Genomic DNA, 18,199 nt, shown 5'->3' with positions numbered 1-18,199 from the left:
ACCTCTCCTACTCTTCAGGAAATTCAAGGGTAATTTTTCCTATTATACCTTTTCTAAACTCATCTAGTAAGATACTACTCACTTTAGTATAATCTATCTCTCCACCTTTTATGATACACCCTCTCTTTCTGCCAATATTTTCCATTACCTCTAAATATGATTTACCCTCTAATTCTACATTATAACGATTATTTAAAAGATTGGGAAAATATTTTGCAAGCCTTTCTACGAGTTTCAGGGCTAGAGTTTCTGTATCTAATATTTCATCTTTAATTGCCCCTGTGAAAGCAAGATTTAAGGCCACTTCTTTATCTTCAAACTTAGGCCATAGTATTCCTGGAGTATCCAACAACTCCAAATTAGCCTTTGTCTTAATCCATTGATTTGACTTTGTGACTCCAGGCCTATTTCCTGTTTTAGCACCTTTTCTTCCTGATAAAGAGTTAATTAATGTAGATTTACCTACATTTGGAATACCAAGTATCATAGCCCTAGTAGGTCTATTAATTACTCCCCGTTTTTCATAGGCTAATCTTCTTTTTTCTGTTGCTTCATAGGAAAGTTGCTGTAATTTATCTATTCCTTTTCCTTCTAAAGCATCCATAGTAAGTGATTTAATCCCCTTATTTAAAAAATATTCTTGCCATAGTTTATTTCCATTATTGCTGGCTAAATCTGCCTTATTTAAAATAATTATTCTAGGTTTTTCTCCAACTATGGAATCAATAATAGGGTTTTGACTACTGAATGGTATTCTAGCATCTATTAATTCAAAAACAACATCAACCATTGTAAGAGATTTCTGTATGGATTCTTTTGTTTTCTTCATATGTCCTGGATACCAATTAATATTCATAAATTCACCACCTAAACAAAATTGGGACTATAAAGTCCCAATAAATTAGTAATTTCTCTTTTCTTTAACTTTAGCAGCTTTACCTTGTCTATCTCTTAGATAGTAAAGTTTAGCTCTTCTTACCTTACCTCTTCTAGTTACAACTAGTTTTTCAATTCTTGGAGAATGAATAGGGAAAGTTCTTTCAACACCTACTCCATAAGATAATCTTCTTACTGTAAAAGTTTCTCTTGCTCCGCCACCTTGAATTTTAATTACTGTACCTTCATATACTTGGATTCTCTCACGAGTTCCTTCAACAACTTTGTAATGAACTTGAACAGTATCTCCTACATTAAAACTAGGTAAATCATTTCTTAATTGTTCGTCTTCTAACATTTTAATTATATCCATTGTATAGACCTCCCTTCTCCTTAGATGTTCTTACCCTGTAGCAATGGCAGAGGACCATCTGTAATTCCATACGCTAGGTATTATAGCATATGTATAATTCAATTACAACTAGTTTTGTAATTATAAATCTTTCTTTAGTTTTGATAGAATAACTTTTTCCTCTTCAGTCAAAGCCTTTTTGTCCAATAAATCAGGTCTTTTTATAAAAGTAGACTTTATGGATTCTTCTTTTCTCCATTGTTCTATTTTCTGATGATTTCCTGAAAGTAATATTTCTGGTACAAAATGTCCATTAAATTCTCTAGGTCTTGTATATTGAGGATATTCCAATAGACCTTTATAATGTGACTCTTCTATATAAGATTCGTCACACCTAAGTACACCTGGTAGCAACCTTACAACAGCATCAACTATTATCATTGCTGGTATCTCTCCACCAGTTAACACAAAATCGCCAATAGATATTTCCTCATCTACATAATTGTCAATTATTCTATTATCTATACCTTCATAATGACCACATAGAAGAATTAAATGTTCTTCCTTAGATAATTCATTTGCAAGTTTCTGATTAAACTTTTGTCCTTGAGGTGATAGGTATATTATTCTAGAATTTTGTTTTTTAACACTATTTATGGCATCAAAAATTGGCTCTGGTTTCATAACCATACCTGAGCCACCTCCAAAAGGATAGTCATCTACCTTTTTGTGCTTATTTTGGGAAAAGTCTCTAATATTTATACTATTTATTTCCACTTTATTTTCTTCATAAGCTCTACCTATTATACTCCAATTTAGTAAAGGTGAAAAAAATTCAGGAAATAAAGTCAATATATCTATCTTCATTCTATCATTCCCTCTATAGGGTTAACTACTATTTCTTTATTATCTATATTAATATTGATAATAAATTGGTTTACAGCTGGAATAAGATATTCTTTATCTTTTTCCACATCCTTTATTATATACACATCGTTACTAGGCCCTTGTATTACATCTGATAGTATGCCTATTAGATTATTTTTAGTATCAAAAACTTTAGAGCCTACTAAATCATAGATAAAAAAATGATTTTCTGGTAAAACAACTTTCTCAGTTTCATCCACATATATAAAGCTATCTTTTAAAAAAATGATTTCGTTTATGTCATTAAACTCCTTAAACTTTAATATTGCTAGGTTTTTATGATACTTTACCCGCTCTAACTCTACTTTGATTTTTTTATCACCAATATATGCGGTTTTTAGATAATCAAATCTATTAATGTTATCAGTTAGTGGGTATATCTTTACTTCACCTTTTATTCCATGAGAATTTATTATTTTACCAACTATTGTATATTCCATTTTCCACCTATCTCCAATATTTAAAGGGATTAGGCATTCTAATCCCTTACTGAATAATTTCTACAACAACTCTTTTATTGTCTTTAATTGCCGCTGCCTTAACTACTGTTCTTATGGCCTTAGCAATTCTACCTTGTTTTCCTATTACTTTACCCATATCTTCAGGGTGAACCTTAAGTTCAATGATAACAGATTGATTGCCTTCTATTTCATTGACTACTACATCATCTGGATTATCTACAAGAGACTTTGCAATAAATTCTACTAACTCTCCCATTTTTAGCACCTCCTAGATACTTTTCCTTAAGGATTATTCAGCTTGATTTTCATATAGACCATTTTGTTTAAATAATCTATCTACAGTATCAGTTGGTTTTGCTCCATTTTTAATCCAGTTAATTGCTTTTTCATTATCTATTTTAACTGTTTTAGGTTCAGTTAATGGATTATAATAGCCTATCTCTTCAATAAATCTTCCATCTCTAGAAGCACGAGAATCAGCAACAACTATTCTATAGAAAGGACTTTTCTTAGCTCCCATTCTTCTTAATCTAATTTTAACTGCCATTTATTTCACCTCCTTAAAAATCAAACTATCTATTTAGAAAAAGGGGAATCCAAATTTCCCTTTTTTCTTCATTGTTTTTTCCATATCAGTAAACCTTTTCATCATTTTTTTAGTTTCTTTAAACTGTTTTAAAATTTTGTTTACCTCTTGGACTGAAGTGCCACTACCTTGAGCTATTCTTTTTCTTCTACTGCTATCTATAATATCAGGATTATCTCTTTCTTTCTTAGTCATAGATTGAATTATTGCCTTGATTCGATTTATATCTTTTTCATTTACATCTAAACCTTTCAATGCTTTAGAATTCATTCCTGGAATCATTCCTATTAATTGATCAATAGGTCCTAAGCTTTTCATCTGTTCCAACTGGTCTAAGAAATCATCAAAAGAAAATTCCTGATTTCTAATTTTTTGTTCTAGTTCCATTGCTTTCTTAGCATCTATACTAGCTTGAGCCTTTTCAATTAAACTAAGTACATCACCCATACCCAATATTCTTGAAGCCATTCTATCTGGATGAAAAGGTTCTAATTGATCAAATTTTTCTCCCATACCAGCAAACTTTATAGGTTTTTCTGTTACAGCTCTAATGGACAATGCAGCTCCACCTCTAGCATCTCCATCAAGTTTAGTAAGTATAACTCCTGTAATTCCTAATTTTTCATTAAATGTTTCAGCTACATTAACTGCATCCTGTCCTGTCATGGCATCAAGTACTAATAGAACCTCATTTGGATTAACTGCATCATGGATATTCCTTATTTCATCCATTAATTCTTCATCAATATGAAGTCTTCCAGCAGTATCCACTATTATTACATCATTTCCATTTCTTTTCCCATGTTCTAAGGCAGCTTTAGCTATATCTACTGGATTTATTTTATCCCCCATGGAAAATACTGGGACATTCACCTTCTCTCCTACTACTTCAAGCTGTTTAATAGCTGCTGGTCTATAAACATCACATGCAACTAATAAAGGTCTTTTATTCTGTTTTTTTAAGTTAAATGCTAATTTACCAGTAGTAGTAGTTTTACCAGCACCTTGTAGACCACACATAAGAATTACTGTTGGCGGGGTTGAAGCAAAGTTTAGTTTAGCTTCTTTTTCACCCATTAAGTTAGTTAATTCTTCATTTACTATTTTTATAACCTGTTGACCAGGTGTTAAACTCTCCATTACCTCATAGCCAATTGCTCTTTCTTTTACCTTTTTGATAAAATCTTTTACTACCTTAAAGTTTACATCAGCTTCTAAAAGAGCAAGTCTTACTTCTCTCATGGCTACATCAACATCTTTTTCTGAAAGTTTACCTTTCCCTTTTAATTTCCCCAAAGCATTTTGAAGCTTTTCTGACAAAGATTCAAATACCATTACTCTACCACCTCCCGGCTATTATGGAGTATCTTTTTACAAATCTCATTAATATTTATTGCCTTATTTTCAATTATATTATCATTTCTGTCTTTTGCAATTTTTATAATGTCTTCAGCGATTTGAACTATATTCTTAATCTCTTTATGGCTTGAGTAAAACTTTTCTACTAATTTTAAACTTTCTTCATATTGATAAAGTTTTTGTTCTGCTCTTTTTAAAAGATCAAATACACCTTGCCTAGTAACATTAAGTTCATCACCTATTTCACCTAAGGATAAGTCATGAATATAATATAATTCTATTACTAAATATTGTTTTTCACTAAGTAACTTTCCATAAAAATCAAATAAAATTCCTATTTCAACAAGTTTCTCAACCATTATATCACCAACAAAATAATACTGTCAAGTGTTTTACTTGACAGTATTATTTTAGTATAAGATTCCTCTTTTGTCAACAACTATTAATCAAATATTGCTTCTACAAAATCTTCAACAATAAATGGTTGTAAATCTTCTATGCCTTCTCCTACACCTACTAATTTAACAGGTATATTTAGCTCTGCTTGTAATGCTATAATTACTCCACCCTTTGCCGTTCCATCAAGTTTAGTAAGAGCTACTCCTGTTATATTTGCAACTTCTTTAAATACTTTAGCTTGATTAATAGCATTTTGTCCTGTTGTTGCATCCAATACTAGTAATACCTCTTTTGTAGCATCACCGTATTCTCTTTCTGCAACTCTAAATATTTTATTTAACTCATTCATAAGATTAGATTTATTGTGAAGTCTACCAGCAGTATCACAAATTAATATATCTGTTTTCCTTGCCTTAGCCGCCTGAATACCGTCATAAATAACAGCTGCTGGGTCTGCACCTTCACTATGTGAAATTACATCAACGTTAGCCCTATTTCCCCATTCCTCTAATTGTTCAATTGCCGCTGCTCTAAAAGTATCCCCTGCAGCTATTAAAACTTTCTTTCCTTGTTTTTTAAAGTTATTAGATAACTTTCCGATGGTAGTGGTTTTACCAACTCCATTTACTCCAACAACTAGAATCAAAGCTGGAGAAGGTTCTATATTTAATTTATTGTCTGATACGGATTCCAACATGATCTTTTTGATTTCATCCTTTAGAAGTTCCTTTACATTATCTGGATCCGTGACTTTTTCTTCTTTCACTCTATTTCTTAACCTATCAATTAGTTCCATTGTTGTATTTACGCCAACATCTGCTGTAACTAAGACTTCTTCTAAATCGTCAAATAGTTCCTCATCAATTTTTTTATAGGATTTTAGTACACTATCTATTTTATTTGTAATATCATTTCTAGTTTTAGTTAAACCACCCATAAGTTTTTGAAAGAAACCAGTTTTCTTAGGACTTGTTTCTTCTACTTCTTCTTCTACTTCTATTTCTTCTGGCTCTGGTAATTCGTCTACAATTTCCTCTTGTATGTCTTCTTCTATATCTTGTAATTCTTCTTTTATTTCTTCAACTGCCTCTACTGCTTCTTCTACTACATCTTCCAATTCCTCACTGACATCTTCTAATTCTTCAGCCAGTTGTTCTATATCTTCTTCCTCTATTATTTCCTTTGAATCTTCTGTTGCCTCTTCCTTTTCTTCTATTTCTTCTATTTGTTCTATTTCTTCCATCTGCTGCTCTAATTCTTCATCATTAATCTCAATTTCTTCATCTTTTTCAGTTACTTCTTCTTTCTTCTTCCCCAAGCCTTTTAACCACTTAAACATTTTTCTCCCCCTAACTTGCTATTTCATCAATATTATCTTTTAGTTTAACCGATATTAATTTTGATATTCCTTCTTCTTCCATGGCTACTCCATATAATATATCTGCTATCTCCATAGTAGTTTTTCTATGAGTAATCAACACAAATTGAGTGTTTTCATAAAAAGTTTTCAGATAACTAGTATACCTACTAATATTAGCTTCGTCAAGAGCTGCATCTATTTCGTCCAGTATACAAAATGGTGAAGGTTTTAATGTTAGAATTGCAAATAATAATGCTACTGCTGTTAAAGATTTTTCTCCTCCAGATAATAAAGTTAAACTTTGAAGTTTCTTACCAGGTGGCTGTGCTTTAATCTCAATTCCAGAATCAAGTATATTTTCATCTTCTTCTAAAACCAACTCTGCTTGTCCACCATCAAATAGATTTTTAAATATCTCTTGAAAATTGTCATTTATCTTATTAAAATTCATAAGGAATTGGGTTTTCATGTTGTTTTCCATATCCTTTATAACTTCTTTTAAGTTTTCCTTAGCACTCAATAAATCCTTTTGTTGATTAAGAATAAAATCCAATCTTTCCTTTAAATTTTTATATTCCTCAATTGAACTTAAATTTACTGTGCCTAATTCTTTTATTTCAACTTTCAACTTCCTGGACTCTACTATTGCTTCTTGAATATTCTTTATTTCCACTTCTTGACCCAAAGCCTCTTCATAACATAGATCATAGTCATCCTTTAGCTTCTTATGATGGTTTTCTAGTTGCACAGTTATTCTAGCCAACTTGACTTCATTAGAATTAATATTCTTTTCAACTTCTCCTATTACTTTATTAATTTCATTTAATTTATTCTGTTCAGAATAAAATTCTTCCATAAATTTAGTCTTATTAGATATTAACTTTTCCAATTCTTCCTTTGTATCCTGAGCAATTAAATTTAATTCTTTTATTTTAGCATTTAAACTTATTTTACTTTTGGTGATTTCCTCTATATTTTCAATATTTAATGTTATCATTTCTTCTTTTTCTTTAATGGAGTCCTTAATACTATTAATTTCAAATTTATTCTTATTCCACTTTTCCTGCAAATTGCTTATATTACTGTTAATGAGATTAAGGTTTATTTTAGTATCAGTAATATTTTTTAACTTTTCTTCCCTAATGGATTTCTCTTCATTATAAGTAATAGTTAGATTTTTAATTTCCTCTTTTTTATTCGTAATCTCCTTATCTAATTTTTCTAATAAAGAAAGTATTTCTATTTCTTTATCTTTATAATCTTTTACTTCAACTCCTAAATTATCTATCTCTTTTTCTGCTTTATACATGGATTCTTTTAATCTATTGATTTCATTTATATATTTTTCTTTTTGGTTTACAATGTTTATTATTGAATGTTCTGTTTCCTTAATGGATTTATCTAATTCAACTATTTCTTCTTTGGATTCTTTCAAACTATTTATATAAGTAATACTTTCTTGATTTAATTTTTCTTGTATTTTATTTAACCGTTCTATGTCTTTAGTTAGATTTTCAATTCTTCCTTTTCTGCTTATTATACTAGTACCACTATTACCTTGACTTCCTCCCGTCATAGAACCACCTGGGTTTAAAATCTCTCCATCAAGTGTAACTATTCTATAGGAATGATTATATTTATTTGCAAGCCTTATTCCACAATCTATATTCTCAATTATTATAGTTCGTCCCAGTAAAAACTTAAATATATTTTCATATTTTTTATTAAAATCTATTAATTCATAACCTAGACCGTATATTTTAAACTCTTTTCTATCTTGAATACTTATATCTAAGATATTTCCCTTTATAACATTAAGAGGCAAAAAGGTTACTCGTCCTAATTTATTGTGTTTTAAATATTCTATAATTCTTTTTGCATCTTCTTGTGTTTCAGTAACCATATTCTGAATATTTGAGCCTAAACTAATATCTATTGCCCTTTCAAATTTTTCATTTACTTTTATAAGCTCCGCTACTACACCTATGAGTCCTTCCTTTAATTTGGGTTCTCTTTTGGCAGATTTCAGTAGAGATTTTACACCTTTATAATATCCTTCATAATCTTCTTCCATGTTTTTAAGCAATTTGTAACTAGATGTCTTTGATTGTATTTCCACATTGTTAGTGTTTATACTTTTATTTATAGTTTCTAATATGCTACTAATATCTCTTTCCTTTTCTTTTACAGATTGTAATCTTTCATTTAATTTTAAAAGCTGTTCTTGTAGATTTTTTTCTTTTTCCCCTACTTCATTATAGTTGCTTATGTTTACGTTTTTGTCACTATCCATTATGTGGATTTCTTTTTTTAATTGTAGTATTCTTTTTTCAATATTTTCATTAAAAGAATTAATACCATTTAATTCGGATTTTTTTTCTGAGGAACTATTGTATATTCTTATCATATTATTTTTTTCTAGTTCTATATTTCTTTCTTTCTCTTGTAAATTTTCAAACTCTTTTTCTAGCTCTATATTTTTTTCATTGTAGATTTCTAGAAGCTTATTATATTCTTTCTCTGCTAGTAATTTTTCTTCAATCAGTTTCTCATTAACTATATTTAACTCCTCTAATCTATTGTTTAAATTTATTTTTTCTTCCTTTAATCTAGCTAAGTCCTTATTGTAAAACTTTTCCTTTTCTTCAATTATTGCAACTTGATTTTGATCCTTATCCAATTGATTCATAATATTTGAATTCTTATTTCTATAGTCTTCTATATTGGATTCTAATTCTTTTATTGTTTCTTTAAGTGAGTTAAAGTTGTTTTCGAATAATTCTCTATCTAATAATTTCTGTTCTAATTCTTTTTCTAATATAAGTTTTTCTTGATTTATTTCATCTATTTGGGAATTCAACTTTCTTATATCTTTTATAGATAAATTTATTTCTAAACTTTTTAATTTATTGTATAGTTCAGTAAAATAATTAGCTTTTTGAGCCTGAATTTCTAATACTTCTAACTGATTGGATAATTCAAATATCAAATCCTTAATTCTCATTAGATTGCTTTCTGTCTTATCCAACTTTCTTTCAGCTTCTTCTTTTTTTGATTTATATTTTACAATTCCTGCCGCTTCTTCAAAAATATGTCTTCTATCTTCAGGTCTATTGCTTAATATTTCTTCTATTCTCCCTTGTCCTATTATGGAATATCCATCTTTTCCTATTCCAGTATCCATAAATAGTTCACGAATATCTTTTAACCTACAAGAGTTTTTATTTATATAATATTCAGATTCCCCTGACCTAAACATTCTTCTAGTAACAGCTATTTCTCCATAATCAATGGGTATTAGTCCACTTTTATTATCAAAAGTAATAGTAACTTCTGCGTATCCTAAAGGTTTTCTTTTGCTTGTACCTGCAAAAATCACATCTTCCATTTTACTTCCCCTAAGATTCTTTACACTTTGTTCTCCTAAAACCCATCTTATAGCATCAGATATATTACTTTTTCCACTTCCATTTGGTCCTACAATAGCTGTAATACCATCTTTAATCTCAATTTCAGTCTTATCAGCAAATGATTTAAATCCTTGAATTTCTACTTTTTTTAGCTGCAATCATACCACCTCTTCTGTTATAACTAAAGGTTTCCATTTCTAGGAAACCTTTATCTTAATCTAAATAATAGAATTCTCCTTTAAATAAGACTCCATTAGTGATTTCATATTTATTTTATCATAAAATTCATTAATTGTAATACCAATATAATCTATATCCAAATCTTTTCCGTATATCTTTATTTTATTAAATTTATACTTATGCTTTAGATACTTTATATTTGTAGACTGTTGTCCTGCTATTGATGATATTTTCTTATTATTAGATTCAATTACTAAAGTTTTATTATCTTTATCTATCTTTTTAGTTTTAAAATAGTAACCTAATAATAGTCTGAATATATTGGATTCTACTAACTGTCTGAATGCAGGATGAAATGGTCCTGCTACAACATCCTTTCCCAATTGAATATTTTCAGTTGGCTGTAGCCCTATTCTAATTACATCAATATTATTTATTTGAAAAATCATAAGTAAGACTGAAGAAATATCTATGGCTTCCTCAATAGATAATGGTTTATATCTTTTATCTAAAAAAAGTTCTTCTAAATAAGTTTCTTTTATTATTAAAGTTGGATAGATTCTTACACAATATGGGTTTAATTTAATAAACTCTTTACAAGTATTTATAGATTTTTCAATGGTATCAGAAGGTAGTCCTATCATCATTTGTAAACCAAGATTAAATCCAAAGTCTTTAATCAGTTTGGAAGCTCTGTATACATCATTAGAATCATGCCCCCTACCACTTTCATATAATACACATTCATCTAGGGATTGAACACCTAATTCTATAGTGTCTACTGAGTAATTTCTTAAGTTAGTTAGTATAACTTCATCTATGGAGTCTGGTCTAGTAGATAGTCTTATGCCGTTTATTCTTCCTTCTTTTTTATATCTATATGGAATAGATAGTAATTTTTTTTGTATTTCTATATCTATTGCTGTAAAGCTACCTCCATAAAAAGCTACTTCTATGGTGGAATCTGGCTTAAATGTCATTAGATGATCTTCTATTATTTTTTCAACTTCTTCTGGAGTAGTATCTGTAGAGAGACCTGTAATCTTTTTTTGATTACAAAATACACAGTCATGGGGGCATCCATAATGAGGTACAAATATTGGAATTATATAATGTCTACTCATTTATTTCACCCATTACTAAAAGAGCTTCCTTAGCCGCCATTTGTTCTGCTTCTTTTTTACTTCTTCCTGTGCCTGTTCCTACTATTTTGTCATCTACAATTAAATCCATATAAAATATCTTATTATGATCTGGACCTTCCTCTTTTACAACTTTATATTCTATCTTTCCCCTAGTTATTTTTTGAAGGTTTTCCTGTAATTCAGTTTTATAGTCAATAAATAAAGCACCCTTAGCCACTGCATGTACAATATCTGCTTCAAAGTTTTTAAGTAGTAATTTATTTACAGCTTCAAAGTCACTATCCATATAAATAGCACCCACTAAAGCCTCTGTTGCATCTGCTAAAATAGATTCTCTCTCTCTGCCACCAGTGCTTTCTTCTCCTTTACCCAATAAAAGATATTTCCCCAACTCCATTTTATGGGCAGCAAATGCTAAGGATGACTCGCATACTACTTTTGCCCTAATTTTTGTCAGTTCTCCTTCTGGATAATTTGGATACTTTTTATATAAATATTGACTTACTATTAAACTTATAATTGTATCACCTAAAAATTCTAACCTCTCATTGTTATCTGTAACTTTTAATTTATTTTCATTTGCGTAGGAGCTATGAGTCAAGGCCTTTTTTAATAATTTAATGTCTTTAAATTTATAATGTAAAATTTCTTCCAAAGAATCTAATCCTTTGAATCCTTTATTATTTTCCTTCACTATAATTACCTCCAATTTTTTAGAAGAATAATTGGGCATATAGCCCAATTATTCTTCTAAAGCATTTGTAATATGCTCAACTGCATCCCCTACAGTTTTTATATTTTCCATATCTTCATCTTCAACTTCAAGTCCAAACTCATCTTCCAATGCCATAACTAACTCCACTAAATCTAGGGAATCAGCATTTAAAGTGTCTTTAAATGAAGTATCTTTTGTAATTTCTTCTTCATCAATGTTAAATTGTGTTGCTATTATCTCCTTTATTTTTTTATAAATCATTATTATCAACCTCCAAATTATTAATTAGTACATGATTATTAGATTCAATTATTTTTATTACATCTTTATCAATAAATTTTATTAATTGTTTAATTGCATTTTTAATTGCAAAAGCATCTGAACTGCCATGGGCCTTTACTATTGGTTTCTTTAGTCCAAGTAAAGGAGCTCCACCATATTCTCTATAGTCCATTCTACCTTTTATATTCTTTAATGCTGGTTTTAATAAACCTGCTCCTATTTTAGTTTTAAAATCCTTAGTAAACTCCTCTTTTAATATAGAAAAAATAGATGCAGCCATTCCTTCTGTTAGTTTCAATACTACATTGCCTACAAATCCATCAGCTACAATAATATCCACATCTCCACTTGGCAATTCTCTAGCTTCAATATTCCCTTTAAAATTCAGATTTGATTTCTCTAGTAGTTCATATGTCTCTTTAGATAATAAATTGCCTTTTCCTTTTTCTGTACCTATGTTTGCAAGTCCTACTGTTGGCGATTTTATTCCCATAACATTTTCCATATAGATGGAACCCATTAGGGCAAACTGATGTAAATACTCAGGCTTACAATCTACATTGGCACCTGCATCTAACAACAAAGAGAATCCTTTTAATGTAGGATACATTACTGATAAAGCTGCTCTATCTATGCCATCTATTCTTTTTACTATGAATATTCCAGCAGCCAGTAAAGCTCCTGTACTTCCAGCAGATAAAAAACCATCTCCTAGTCCATCTACTAATGCTTTAGCACCTACTACCATAGAGGAATCTTTCTTTCTTCTAATTGCCATGGCTGGGTCATCATCGTTAGTTATTATATCCTCAGCATTTATAATTTCAATTTTTTCTTTTTTGTAATCATATTTTTTTAACTCATTTTCTATTATACTACTTTTACCTACCAATATAGCATTGATACCATATTCATTTACAGCATCTATAGTCCCTTTAACTGCTTCAATTGGCGCATTATCTCCACCCATAGTATCAACAATAATTTTCATTTTCTCTCCTCCAATGCCAGGTATTTTTAAGCCATTGATATTTAATATATATTAGACTAAAATAAAATGCAAGAGTGAAATAAAAAAAGATAGTGGCAATCACTATCTTTTTTTATTTATTCTACTGCTATAACTTCTCTGTTTTTGTAATAGCCACATGATCTACAAACTCTATGTGGTTGTTTTGGTTCATGACATTGTGGACACTCAACAACCGTAGCTTTGTTTAGTCTATAAGAAGAAGCTCTTCTTTTATCCCTTCTAGCTTTAGAAGTTTTACGCTTTGGTACTGCCATTTAAAACACCTCCTTAATTCTTAGGAAAAAAATTCTTTAATTTTTCAAATCTTGGATCGATATTTTCCTGAATACAATTACATTTTGTATTATTTAAATCTGCTCCACATATAGAACATAATCCTTTGCAATCAGAATCGCATAAGGACTTCATCGGTAAAGAAACAACCACTTGATTTAGAATATACTCATCAATTTCTATAGAATCATTCTCATAAGAGAACACTTCATCATAGCCATCATATTCATCATCAGATATTTCTTTTCCTTTTGCAAGTTTTCCAGATACTCTAGTTTTTATTTGATTAGTAGCAGGCTTTAAACATCTATGACAATTTTCACTATAGGAATAATCCACTTTAATATCTATTGTCTTTTCCCCATCTACCTTAAATACTTCACCTTCATATTTTACGGGTCCAACTATCTCAATGTTTCTTGCACCTAATTTGAAACTTTTTAATTCCAATTGTCCATCAAAATGCAAAAAATCATTAGTTCCATCAAGAAAACTTGATAAATCAATTATCATACTTTTCACCTCTTAGACTAACAAAGATAATTATATAAAGGAGGCGTCAATTTGTCAAGAATAATATTATTTAGATACTAATTCTAAAGTATCTCTAGCTATCATTAACTCCTCATTTGTAGGAATAACAAGTATTGTAGCAGAAGTTAAATCCTTGTTAAGCTGAGCTTCCTCGCCTCTTACATCATTTAATTCACTATCAATTTTAAGTCCTAAACATTCTAAGCCTTCACATACTTTTTCTCTAATGTAGCTTGAATTTTCACCAATACCTGCAGTAAATACTAAGGCGTCTATTCTACACATAGTAGCTACATAAGCACCTACATATTTTTTAACTCTATTAACGAATACATCTAAAGCAAGTTTTGCTCTTGTATTTCCTTCTTCCATAGCAATTTCTAAATCTCTAAAGTCACTACTGATTCCAGATATTCCTAATACACCTGATTGTTTGTTTAGCATATTATTCACTTCATCAAAAGTCATATTTTCTTTACCCATAATAAATGGAATTATAGCAGGGTCAATATCTCCTGATCTAGTTCCCATTGCTAATCCTTCTAATGGTGTGAATCCCATACTTGTATCCATAGATTTTCCACCTTGTACTGCACATACGCTGGAACCATTTCCTAAGTGACAAGTAACAATATTTAAATCTTTAATATCTTTACCTAATATTTCAGCAGCTCTTAATGCTACATATTTATGAGAAGTTCCGTGGAAACCATATCTTCTTATTTTATATTTTTCATAATATTCATAAGGAATAGGATATATATAATTATCGGCCTCCATTGTTTGATGGAATGCTGTATCAAATACTGCAACCATTGGTGTATTTGGCATTAATTCTTTACAAGCTTCTATTCCAGTAATATTTGGTGGATTATGTAAAGGTGCTAACTCAATACATTCATCAAGAACCTTCATAACCTCATCGTCTATTATAACAGATGATGCAAATGTTTCTCCACCATGTACAACTCTATGTCCTACTGCTCCTATTTCATCCATGGATTTTATAGCTCCATGATTTTCATCAATAATAGCATTAAGTACTAAACCTAAAGCAATTTTATGGTTAGCCATTGGCTCTTCAATTATTACTCTTTCTTTACCTGTGGTATCATGTTTAATTCTAGAACCTTCAATTCCTATTCTTTCTACAAGTCCTTTACAAAGTACTTCTTCTCCATTCATATCTATAAGTTGATATTTTAATGAAGAGCTTCCACAGTTGATTACAAGAATCTTCATATTTTTTATTCCTCCTATTAATTGTTTTTATCTATATTTCATAATATTACATTTGTGTTAAAAAATCAACATGATATGGTATAATAAAAGAAAATATATTTTTGGAGGTTATTATGACAGTAGTTGGATTTATTACTGAATACAATCCTTTTCATTTTGGTCACAAATACCACCTAGAAGAATCTATGGGAAAAGCTAAAGCTGATTACTCCATAGCAATAATGAGTGGTTCATTTTTACAAAGGGGAGAACCTTCTTTTATTGATAAATGGACTAAGGCTAAAATGGCAGTAGACAATGGTGTAGATTTAGTATTGGAACTACCATTTATTTTTTCAACCCAAAGTGCAGAATTGTTTGCCTATGGAGGTATAAAGCTTTTAGATAGTTTAAATATTGTAGATTATATATCTTTCGGCAGTGAAATCGGAGATTTAGAACCATTAAATACTTTAGCTTCTATATTAGCAGTTGAACCAGATTTTTATAAGGAAATACTAAGATATAATCTATCGTTAGGTTTATCTTACTCAGTTTCAAGAAGCAATGCTCTCAATAATTATATAAATAAATACCATATTAATAATACATATAATTATCAAGAAATACTTAATAGGTCCAATAATATATTAGGCATAGAATATCTAAAAAGCTTAATAAACCTAAATTCTAAAATAAAGCCAGTTACAATCAAAAGGTCTGGTAAAGACTACAATGACTTAAACTTATCTAATGATTTTGCCAGTGCAACAGGAATAAGGAATTCTATTATAAACAATGGATTACCTTCCATTAAGAATCTAGTACCTTTTGAAACATACTATCATTTAGAAGAATATTTACAAAAATATCATAAATTTAATCTTCTTGAAAACTATAATCAAATATTACTTTATTTAATTAGAACTATAGAAATAGAAAAACTTAAATCTTTACTGGATATAGAACCTGGTCTTGAAAATAGAATAGTGAACTATGGAAATAAAAATAACAATATTAAGGAAATAATCAATAGTATAGTCACTAAACGTTATCCTCGAACCCGTATTCAAAGATTATTTATTCATTTGCTAAATCAGCTTGATAAAAAAACTTTTTGGGAACTTTATAATATTTACCCCTCCTATGTCCGTGTTTTAGGTGCTGGAAAAAACGGTCTAACTCTTATTAATAAAATTAAAAAAAATTCTTCTTTACCTATTATAACTAAATTCGCTGATTATAAACATTTCAAAGATAATTCTCTAGAAAAAATTCTTATGTTTGATAAAAGGGCTACGGATATATTTTTCATGGGATTAGAATCTTCAATAGTCTTATCAAATATGGATTATTATAATTCACCTTATATTAAATAACTCATCATATTGTCCTCCTATAATTCATAATATGATTTATAGGAGGTGTACATATGAGAGCAGAAAGTAAAAATCAAAAAAACTACTCTACTTTATTATTTTTAATAATTATTATTTTCACGCTGTTTGGAATTATTGCTAATCCCAAACTTTCATTAAGTAGTGCTACATCAGGAGTATCAATATGGTTTAATATTATATTGCCTTCTCTTTTACCATTTTTTATTATATCCGAGATACTTATAGGCTTAGGGTTTGTTGACCTTATAGGAAAGCTATTAGAGCCTTTAATCGGACCTTTATTCAATATACCAGGTAAAGGAGTATTCCCTTTAACAATGTCCATATTATCAGGATATCCTGTTGGAGCTAAATTAACATCTAGATTGAGGGAAGAAGGTTTAATAACAAAAAATCAAGGTAATAAACTAATATGCTTTACCAGTACCTCTGGTCCTCTTTTTATGCTGGGAACTGTTAGTATTGGAATGTTAAATGATTCTAGTATAGGACCTCTTATTATAATTCCACATTATCTAGCAGTCCTATGTCTAGGGTTATTATTTAGATCTTATAAATCACATGATATAGAATTTAATAAGAAAAATAAAAATATTTTTGAAGAAATTCAAGATTCTTATGATTCTTGGATAAAAACAAAAAAATCCATAGGTTCTTTGATAACGGAAGCGGTCAAAGAAAGTATGGATACCATAATATTAATTGGTGGCTTAGTAATATTTTATTCTGTTCTAGTAGAAGTACTATTTAATATGAAGTTCATAAATAATTTTTTATATTTATTAAGTAATATGTTGTCAATAGATTTGCAAATAGTCAAAGGTTTTGTTGCAGGAATCTTTGAGGTTACTATGGGATGCAAAAATATTGCAGCTGCAAATATAGATTTTATTTATAAAATATCATTGATAAACTTTATAATTGGCTGGAGTGGTCTTTCTATTCATAGTCAAGCTCTTAGTTTTATTAATAGAACAGATATAAATAGTAAGCTTTATATATTTTCAAAATTTCTTCATGGAATACTTGCAAGTATTTTGGGTTATATAATATATATTGTAAAATATAAAAACTATATACAACCTACATTTTCAAATTTTTCAACCTCCTATGGGCAGTTTGAATTACTAGATTGGGTCTATTTATTAACTAGCTCTGCTAAACTGGCTTTAACTATTAGTATATATATTTTTATACTATCTGTACTTATATCATTAATATTCAGGAAACCTAAAAGATTTAATTAGGTCCCCTTAGCTCTTTTCTATTTTCATTTATTAATTGAATTAACTCTTTTAAGTTTTCTTGAGTTTCTTCCATTAAGCTATCTGCATACTCCAGTGCTCCTATTCTAATTTCTTTAGCATTTGACTGGGCCTTTGTAATTATTTCTTCTGCTCTGGAGTTTGCCTTTTTTGTAATTTCATCTTGATCAACTAATCCTTCTAATCTATACTCTGTTTCTTTCAGTAAAGTATCTGCGTCTTTCTGTGCTTCTGCTAAAATTCTTTGTCTTTCATCTTTTATCCATGCTGCTTGTTTTATTTCATCTGGCAATTTTATTCTTATTTCTTTTAATATCTCTAAAATTTCAAATTTATCTACCATTACCTTTCCAGAAAAGGGTACACTTGTTCCAGATTCTACAATATCTTCAATTTCATCAATTAATTTTAATACTTCCAT

The 18,199-nt window shown here is 29.4% G+C and carries 20 protein-coding genes; 2 read left to right on the top strand and 18 right to left on the bottom strand.

The genetic code is table 11. The features are described 5' to 3' along the window. Positions 1–7: 7 nt before the first annotated feature. The 17 genes from ylqF to KQI41_RS08795 form a co-directional block, all read right to left on the bottom strand. A complete protein-coding gene (ylqF, locus tag KQI41_RS08875; RefSeq protein ID WP_154438198.1) occupies positions 8–856 on the bottom strand; it encodes a ribosome biogenesis GTPase YlqF in 849 nt (282 codons plus the stop codon). Positions 857–901: 45 nt separating this feature from the next. Then, positions 902–1,249, bottom strand: a complete 348-nt coding sequence (gene rplS, locus KQI41_RS08870) for a 50S ribosomal protein L19 (protein ID WP_154438199.1) — start codon at positions 1,247–1,249, stop codon at positions 902–904. Between the two features lie 120 nt (positions 1,250–1,369). Continuing rightward, a complete protein-coding gene (gene trmD / locus KQI41_RS08865) occupies positions 1,370–2,095 on the bottom strand; it encodes a tRNA (guanosine(37)-N1)-methyltransferase TrmD (RefSeq protein ID WP_154438201.1) in 726 nt (241 codons plus the stop codon). Beyond that, positions 2,092–2,595, bottom strand: a complete 504-nt coding sequence (gene rimM / locus KQI41_RS08860) for a ribosome maturation factor RimM (protein ID WP_154438203.1) — start codon at positions 2,593–2,595, stop codon at positions 2,092–2,094. Before rimM ends, trmD begins: the two co-directional genes overlap by 4 nt. Positions 2,596–2,641: 46 nt before the next feature. Beyond that, positions 2,642–2,872 carry a KH domain-containing protein gene (locus tag KQI41_RS08855; protein WP_154438205.1) on the bottom strand — a complete coding sequence of 77 codons (231 nt, stop codon included), beginning with the start codon at positions 2,870–2,872 and terminating at the stop codon, positions 2,642–2,644. Positions 2,873–2,905: 33 nt separating this feature from the next. Continuing rightward, positions 2,906–3,163 carry a 30S ribosomal protein S16 gene (rpsP, locus tag KQI41_RS08850; RefSeq protein WP_154438207.1) on the bottom strand — a complete coding sequence of 86 codons (258 nt, stop codon included), beginning with the start codon at positions 3,161–3,163 and terminating at the stop codon, positions 2,906–2,908. Between the two features lie 33 nt (positions 3,164–3,196). Next, positions 3,197–4,537, bottom strand: a complete 1,341-nt coding sequence (gene ffh, locus KQI41_RS08845) for a signal recognition particle protein (protein ID WP_154438209.1) — start codon at positions 4,535–4,537, stop codon at positions 3,197–3,199. Then, on the bottom strand, positions 4,537–4,920 hold the full coding sequence (ylxM, locus tag KQI41_RS08840; RefSeq protein ID WP_154438211.1) for a YlxM family DNA-binding protein: 384 nt from the start codon (positions 4,918–4,920) through the stop codon (positions 4,537–4,539). Before ylxM ends, ffh begins: the two co-directional genes overlap by 1 nt. A gap of 83 nt (positions 4,921–5,003) precedes the next feature. Continuing rightward, positions 5,004–6,299, bottom strand: coding sequence for a signal recognition particle-docking protein FtsY (ftsY, locus tag KQI41_RS08835; protein ID WP_154438213.1), 1,296 nt, complete (start codon positions 6,297–6,299; stop codon positions 5,004–5,006). Positions 6,300–6,309: 10 nt separating this feature from the next. Then, complete coding sequence (gene smc / locus KQI41_RS08830) at positions 6,310–9,888, bottom strand: chromosome segregation protein SMC (protein WP_154438215.1); 3,579 nt, start codon at positions 9,886–9,888, stop codon at positions 6,310–6,312. 60 nt (positions 9,889–9,948) lie between these two features. Continuing rightward, complete coding sequence (locus KQI41_RS08825; RefSeq protein WP_154438217.1) at positions 9,949–11,034, bottom strand: elongator complex protein 3; 1,086 nt, start codon at positions 11,032–11,034, stop codon at positions 9,949–9,951. Beyond that, positions 11,027–11,749 (bottom strand): ribonuclease III, encoded by a 723-nt coding sequence (gene rnc, locus KQI41_RS08820; RefSeq protein ID WP_326828274.1) that lies wholly within the window; start codon positions 11,747–11,749, stop codon positions 11,027–11,029. Before rnc ends, KQI41_RS08825 begins: the two co-directional genes overlap by 8 nt. A 48-nt stretch (positions 11,750–11,797) precedes the next feature. Next, positions 11,798–12,031, bottom strand: a complete 234-nt coding sequence (gene acpP / locus KQI41_RS08815; protein ID WP_154438219.1) for an acyl carrier protein — start codon at positions 12,029–12,031, stop codon at positions 11,798–11,800. Next, complete coding sequence (gene plsX / locus KQI41_RS08810) at positions 12,021–13,043, bottom strand: phosphate acyltransferase PlsX (protein WP_216585145.1); 1,023 nt, start codon at positions 13,041–13,043, stop codon at positions 12,021–12,023. Before plsX ends, acpP begins: the two co-directional genes overlap by 11 nt. Positions 13,044–13,159: 116 nt before the next feature. Next, positions 13,160–13,339 carry a 50S ribosomal protein L32 gene (rpmF, locus tag KQI41_RS08805; protein WP_072972552.1) on the bottom strand — a complete coding sequence of 60 codons (180 nt, stop codon included), beginning with the start codon at positions 13,337–13,339 and terminating at the stop codon, positions 13,160–13,162. 13 nt (positions 13,340–13,352) lie between these two features. Next, a complete protein-coding gene (locus KQI41_RS08800) occupies positions 13,353–13,871 on the bottom strand; it encodes a YceD family protein (protein ID WP_154438223.1) in 519 nt (172 codons plus the stop codon). A gap of 66 nt (positions 13,872–13,937) precedes the next feature. Continuing rightward, positions 13,938–15,134 carry an acetate/propionate family kinase gene (locus KQI41_RS08795; protein WP_154438224.1) on the bottom strand — a complete coding sequence of 399 codons (1,197 nt, stop codon included), beginning with the start codon at positions 15,132–15,134 and terminating at the stop codon, positions 13,938–13,940. Between the two features lie 113 nt (positions 15,135–15,247). On the opposite strand from KQI41_RS08795, the gene KQI41_RS08790 reads away from it, so the two are divergent. Further along, positions 15,248–16,492: a nucleotidyltransferase gene (locus tag KQI41_RS08790; protein ID WP_154438226.1), complete on the top strand. Its 1,245-nt coding sequence runs from the start codon at positions 15,248–15,250 to the stop codon at positions 16,490–16,492. A 53-nt stretch (positions 16,493–16,545) separates the two neighbouring features. After that, positions 16,546–17,760, top strand: a complete 1,215-nt coding sequence (gene ylbJ, locus KQI41_RS08785) for a sporulation integral membrane protein YlbJ (RefSeq protein ID WP_154438228.1) — start codon at positions 16,546–16,548, stop codon at positions 17,758–17,760. On the opposite strand, the gene KQI41_RS08780 is transcribed toward ylbJ, so the two are convergent. Beyond that, entirely contained in the window at positions 17,753–18,199 is a 447-nt protein-coding gene (locus tag KQI41_RS08780; protein WP_154438230.1) for an ATPase, read from the bottom strand. The two genes, ylbJ and KQI41_RS08780, sit on opposite strands and share 8 nt — an antisense overlap.

Source organism: Tissierella pigra (genome assembly GCF_018917845.1).
Classification (GTDB): Bacteria; Bacillota; Clostridia; order Tissierellales; family Tissierellaceae; genus Tissierella; species Tissierella pigra.
The sequence above is the reverse complement of the archived record's forward strand: the minus strand, read 5'-3'. Positions and strand labels throughout refer to the sequence as shown.

Coding starts and splice junctions, on each gene's coding strand:
- ylxM (WP_154438211.1), bottom strand. CDS start 4,920: ATGGTTGAGAAACTTGTTGAAATAGGAATTTTATTTGATTTTTATGGA.
- KQI41_RS08855 (WP_154438205.1), bottom strand. CDS start 2,872: ATGGGAGAGTTAGTAGAATTTATTGCAAAGTCTCTTGTAGATAATCCA.
- rplS (WP_154438199.1), bottom strand. CDS start 1,249: ATGGATATAATTAAAATGTTAGAAGACGAACAATTAAGAAATGATTTA.
- ffh (WP_154438209.1), bottom strand. CDS start 4,537: ATGGTATTTGAATCTTTGTCAGAAAAGCTTCAAAATGCTTTGGGGAAA.
- rimM (WP_154438203.1), bottom strand. CDS start 2,595: ATGGAATATACAATAGTTGGTAAAATAATAAATTCTCATGGAATAAAA.
- rpmF (WP_072972552.1), bottom strand. CDS start 13,339: ATGGCAGTACCAAAGCGTAAAACTTCTAAAGCTAGAAGGGATAAAAGA.
- KQI41_RS08790 (WP_154438226.1), top strand. CDS start 15,248: ATGACAGTAGTTGGATTTATTACTGAATACAATCCTTTTCATTTTGGT.
- acpP (WP_154438219.1), bottom strand. CDS start 12,031: ATGATTTATAAAAAAATAAAGGAGATAATAGCAACACAATTTAACATT.
- KQI41_RS08795 (WP_154438224.1), bottom strand. CDS start 15,134: ATGAAGATTCTTGTAATCAACTGTGGAAGCTCTTCATTAAAATATCAA.
- KQI41_RS08780 (WP_154438230.1), bottom strand. CDS start 18,199: ATGGAAGTATTAAAATTAATTGATGAAATTGAAGATATTGTAGAATCT.
- trmD (WP_154438201.1), bottom strand. CDS start 2,095: ATGAAGATAGATATATTGACTTTATTTCCTGAATTTTTTTCACCTTTA.
- ylbJ (WP_154438228.1), top strand. CDS start 16,546: ATGAGAGCAGAAAGTAAAAATCAAAAAAACTACTCTACTTTATTATTT.
- ftsY (WP_154438213.1), bottom strand. CDS start 6,299: ATGTTTAAGTGGTTAAAAGGCTTGGGGAAGAAGAAAGAAGAAGTAACT.
- plsX (WP_216585145.1), bottom strand. CDS start 13,043: ATGAAAATTATTGTTGATACTATGGGTGGAGATAATGCGCCAATTGAA.
- ylqF (WP_154438198.1), bottom strand. CDS start 856: ATGAATATTAATTGGTATCCAGGACATATGAAGAAAACAAAAGAATCC.
- KQI41_RS08800 (WP_154438223.1), bottom strand. CDS start 13,871: ATGATAATTGATTTATCAAGTTTTCTTGATGGAACTAATGATTTTTTG.
- KQI41_RS08825 (WP_154438217.1), bottom strand. CDS start 11,034: ATGAGTAGACATTATATAATTCCAATATTTGTACCTCATTATGGATGC.
- rpsP (WP_154438207.1), bottom strand. CDS start 3,163: ATGGCAGTTAAAATTAGATTAAGAAGAATGGGAGCTAAGAAAAGTCCT.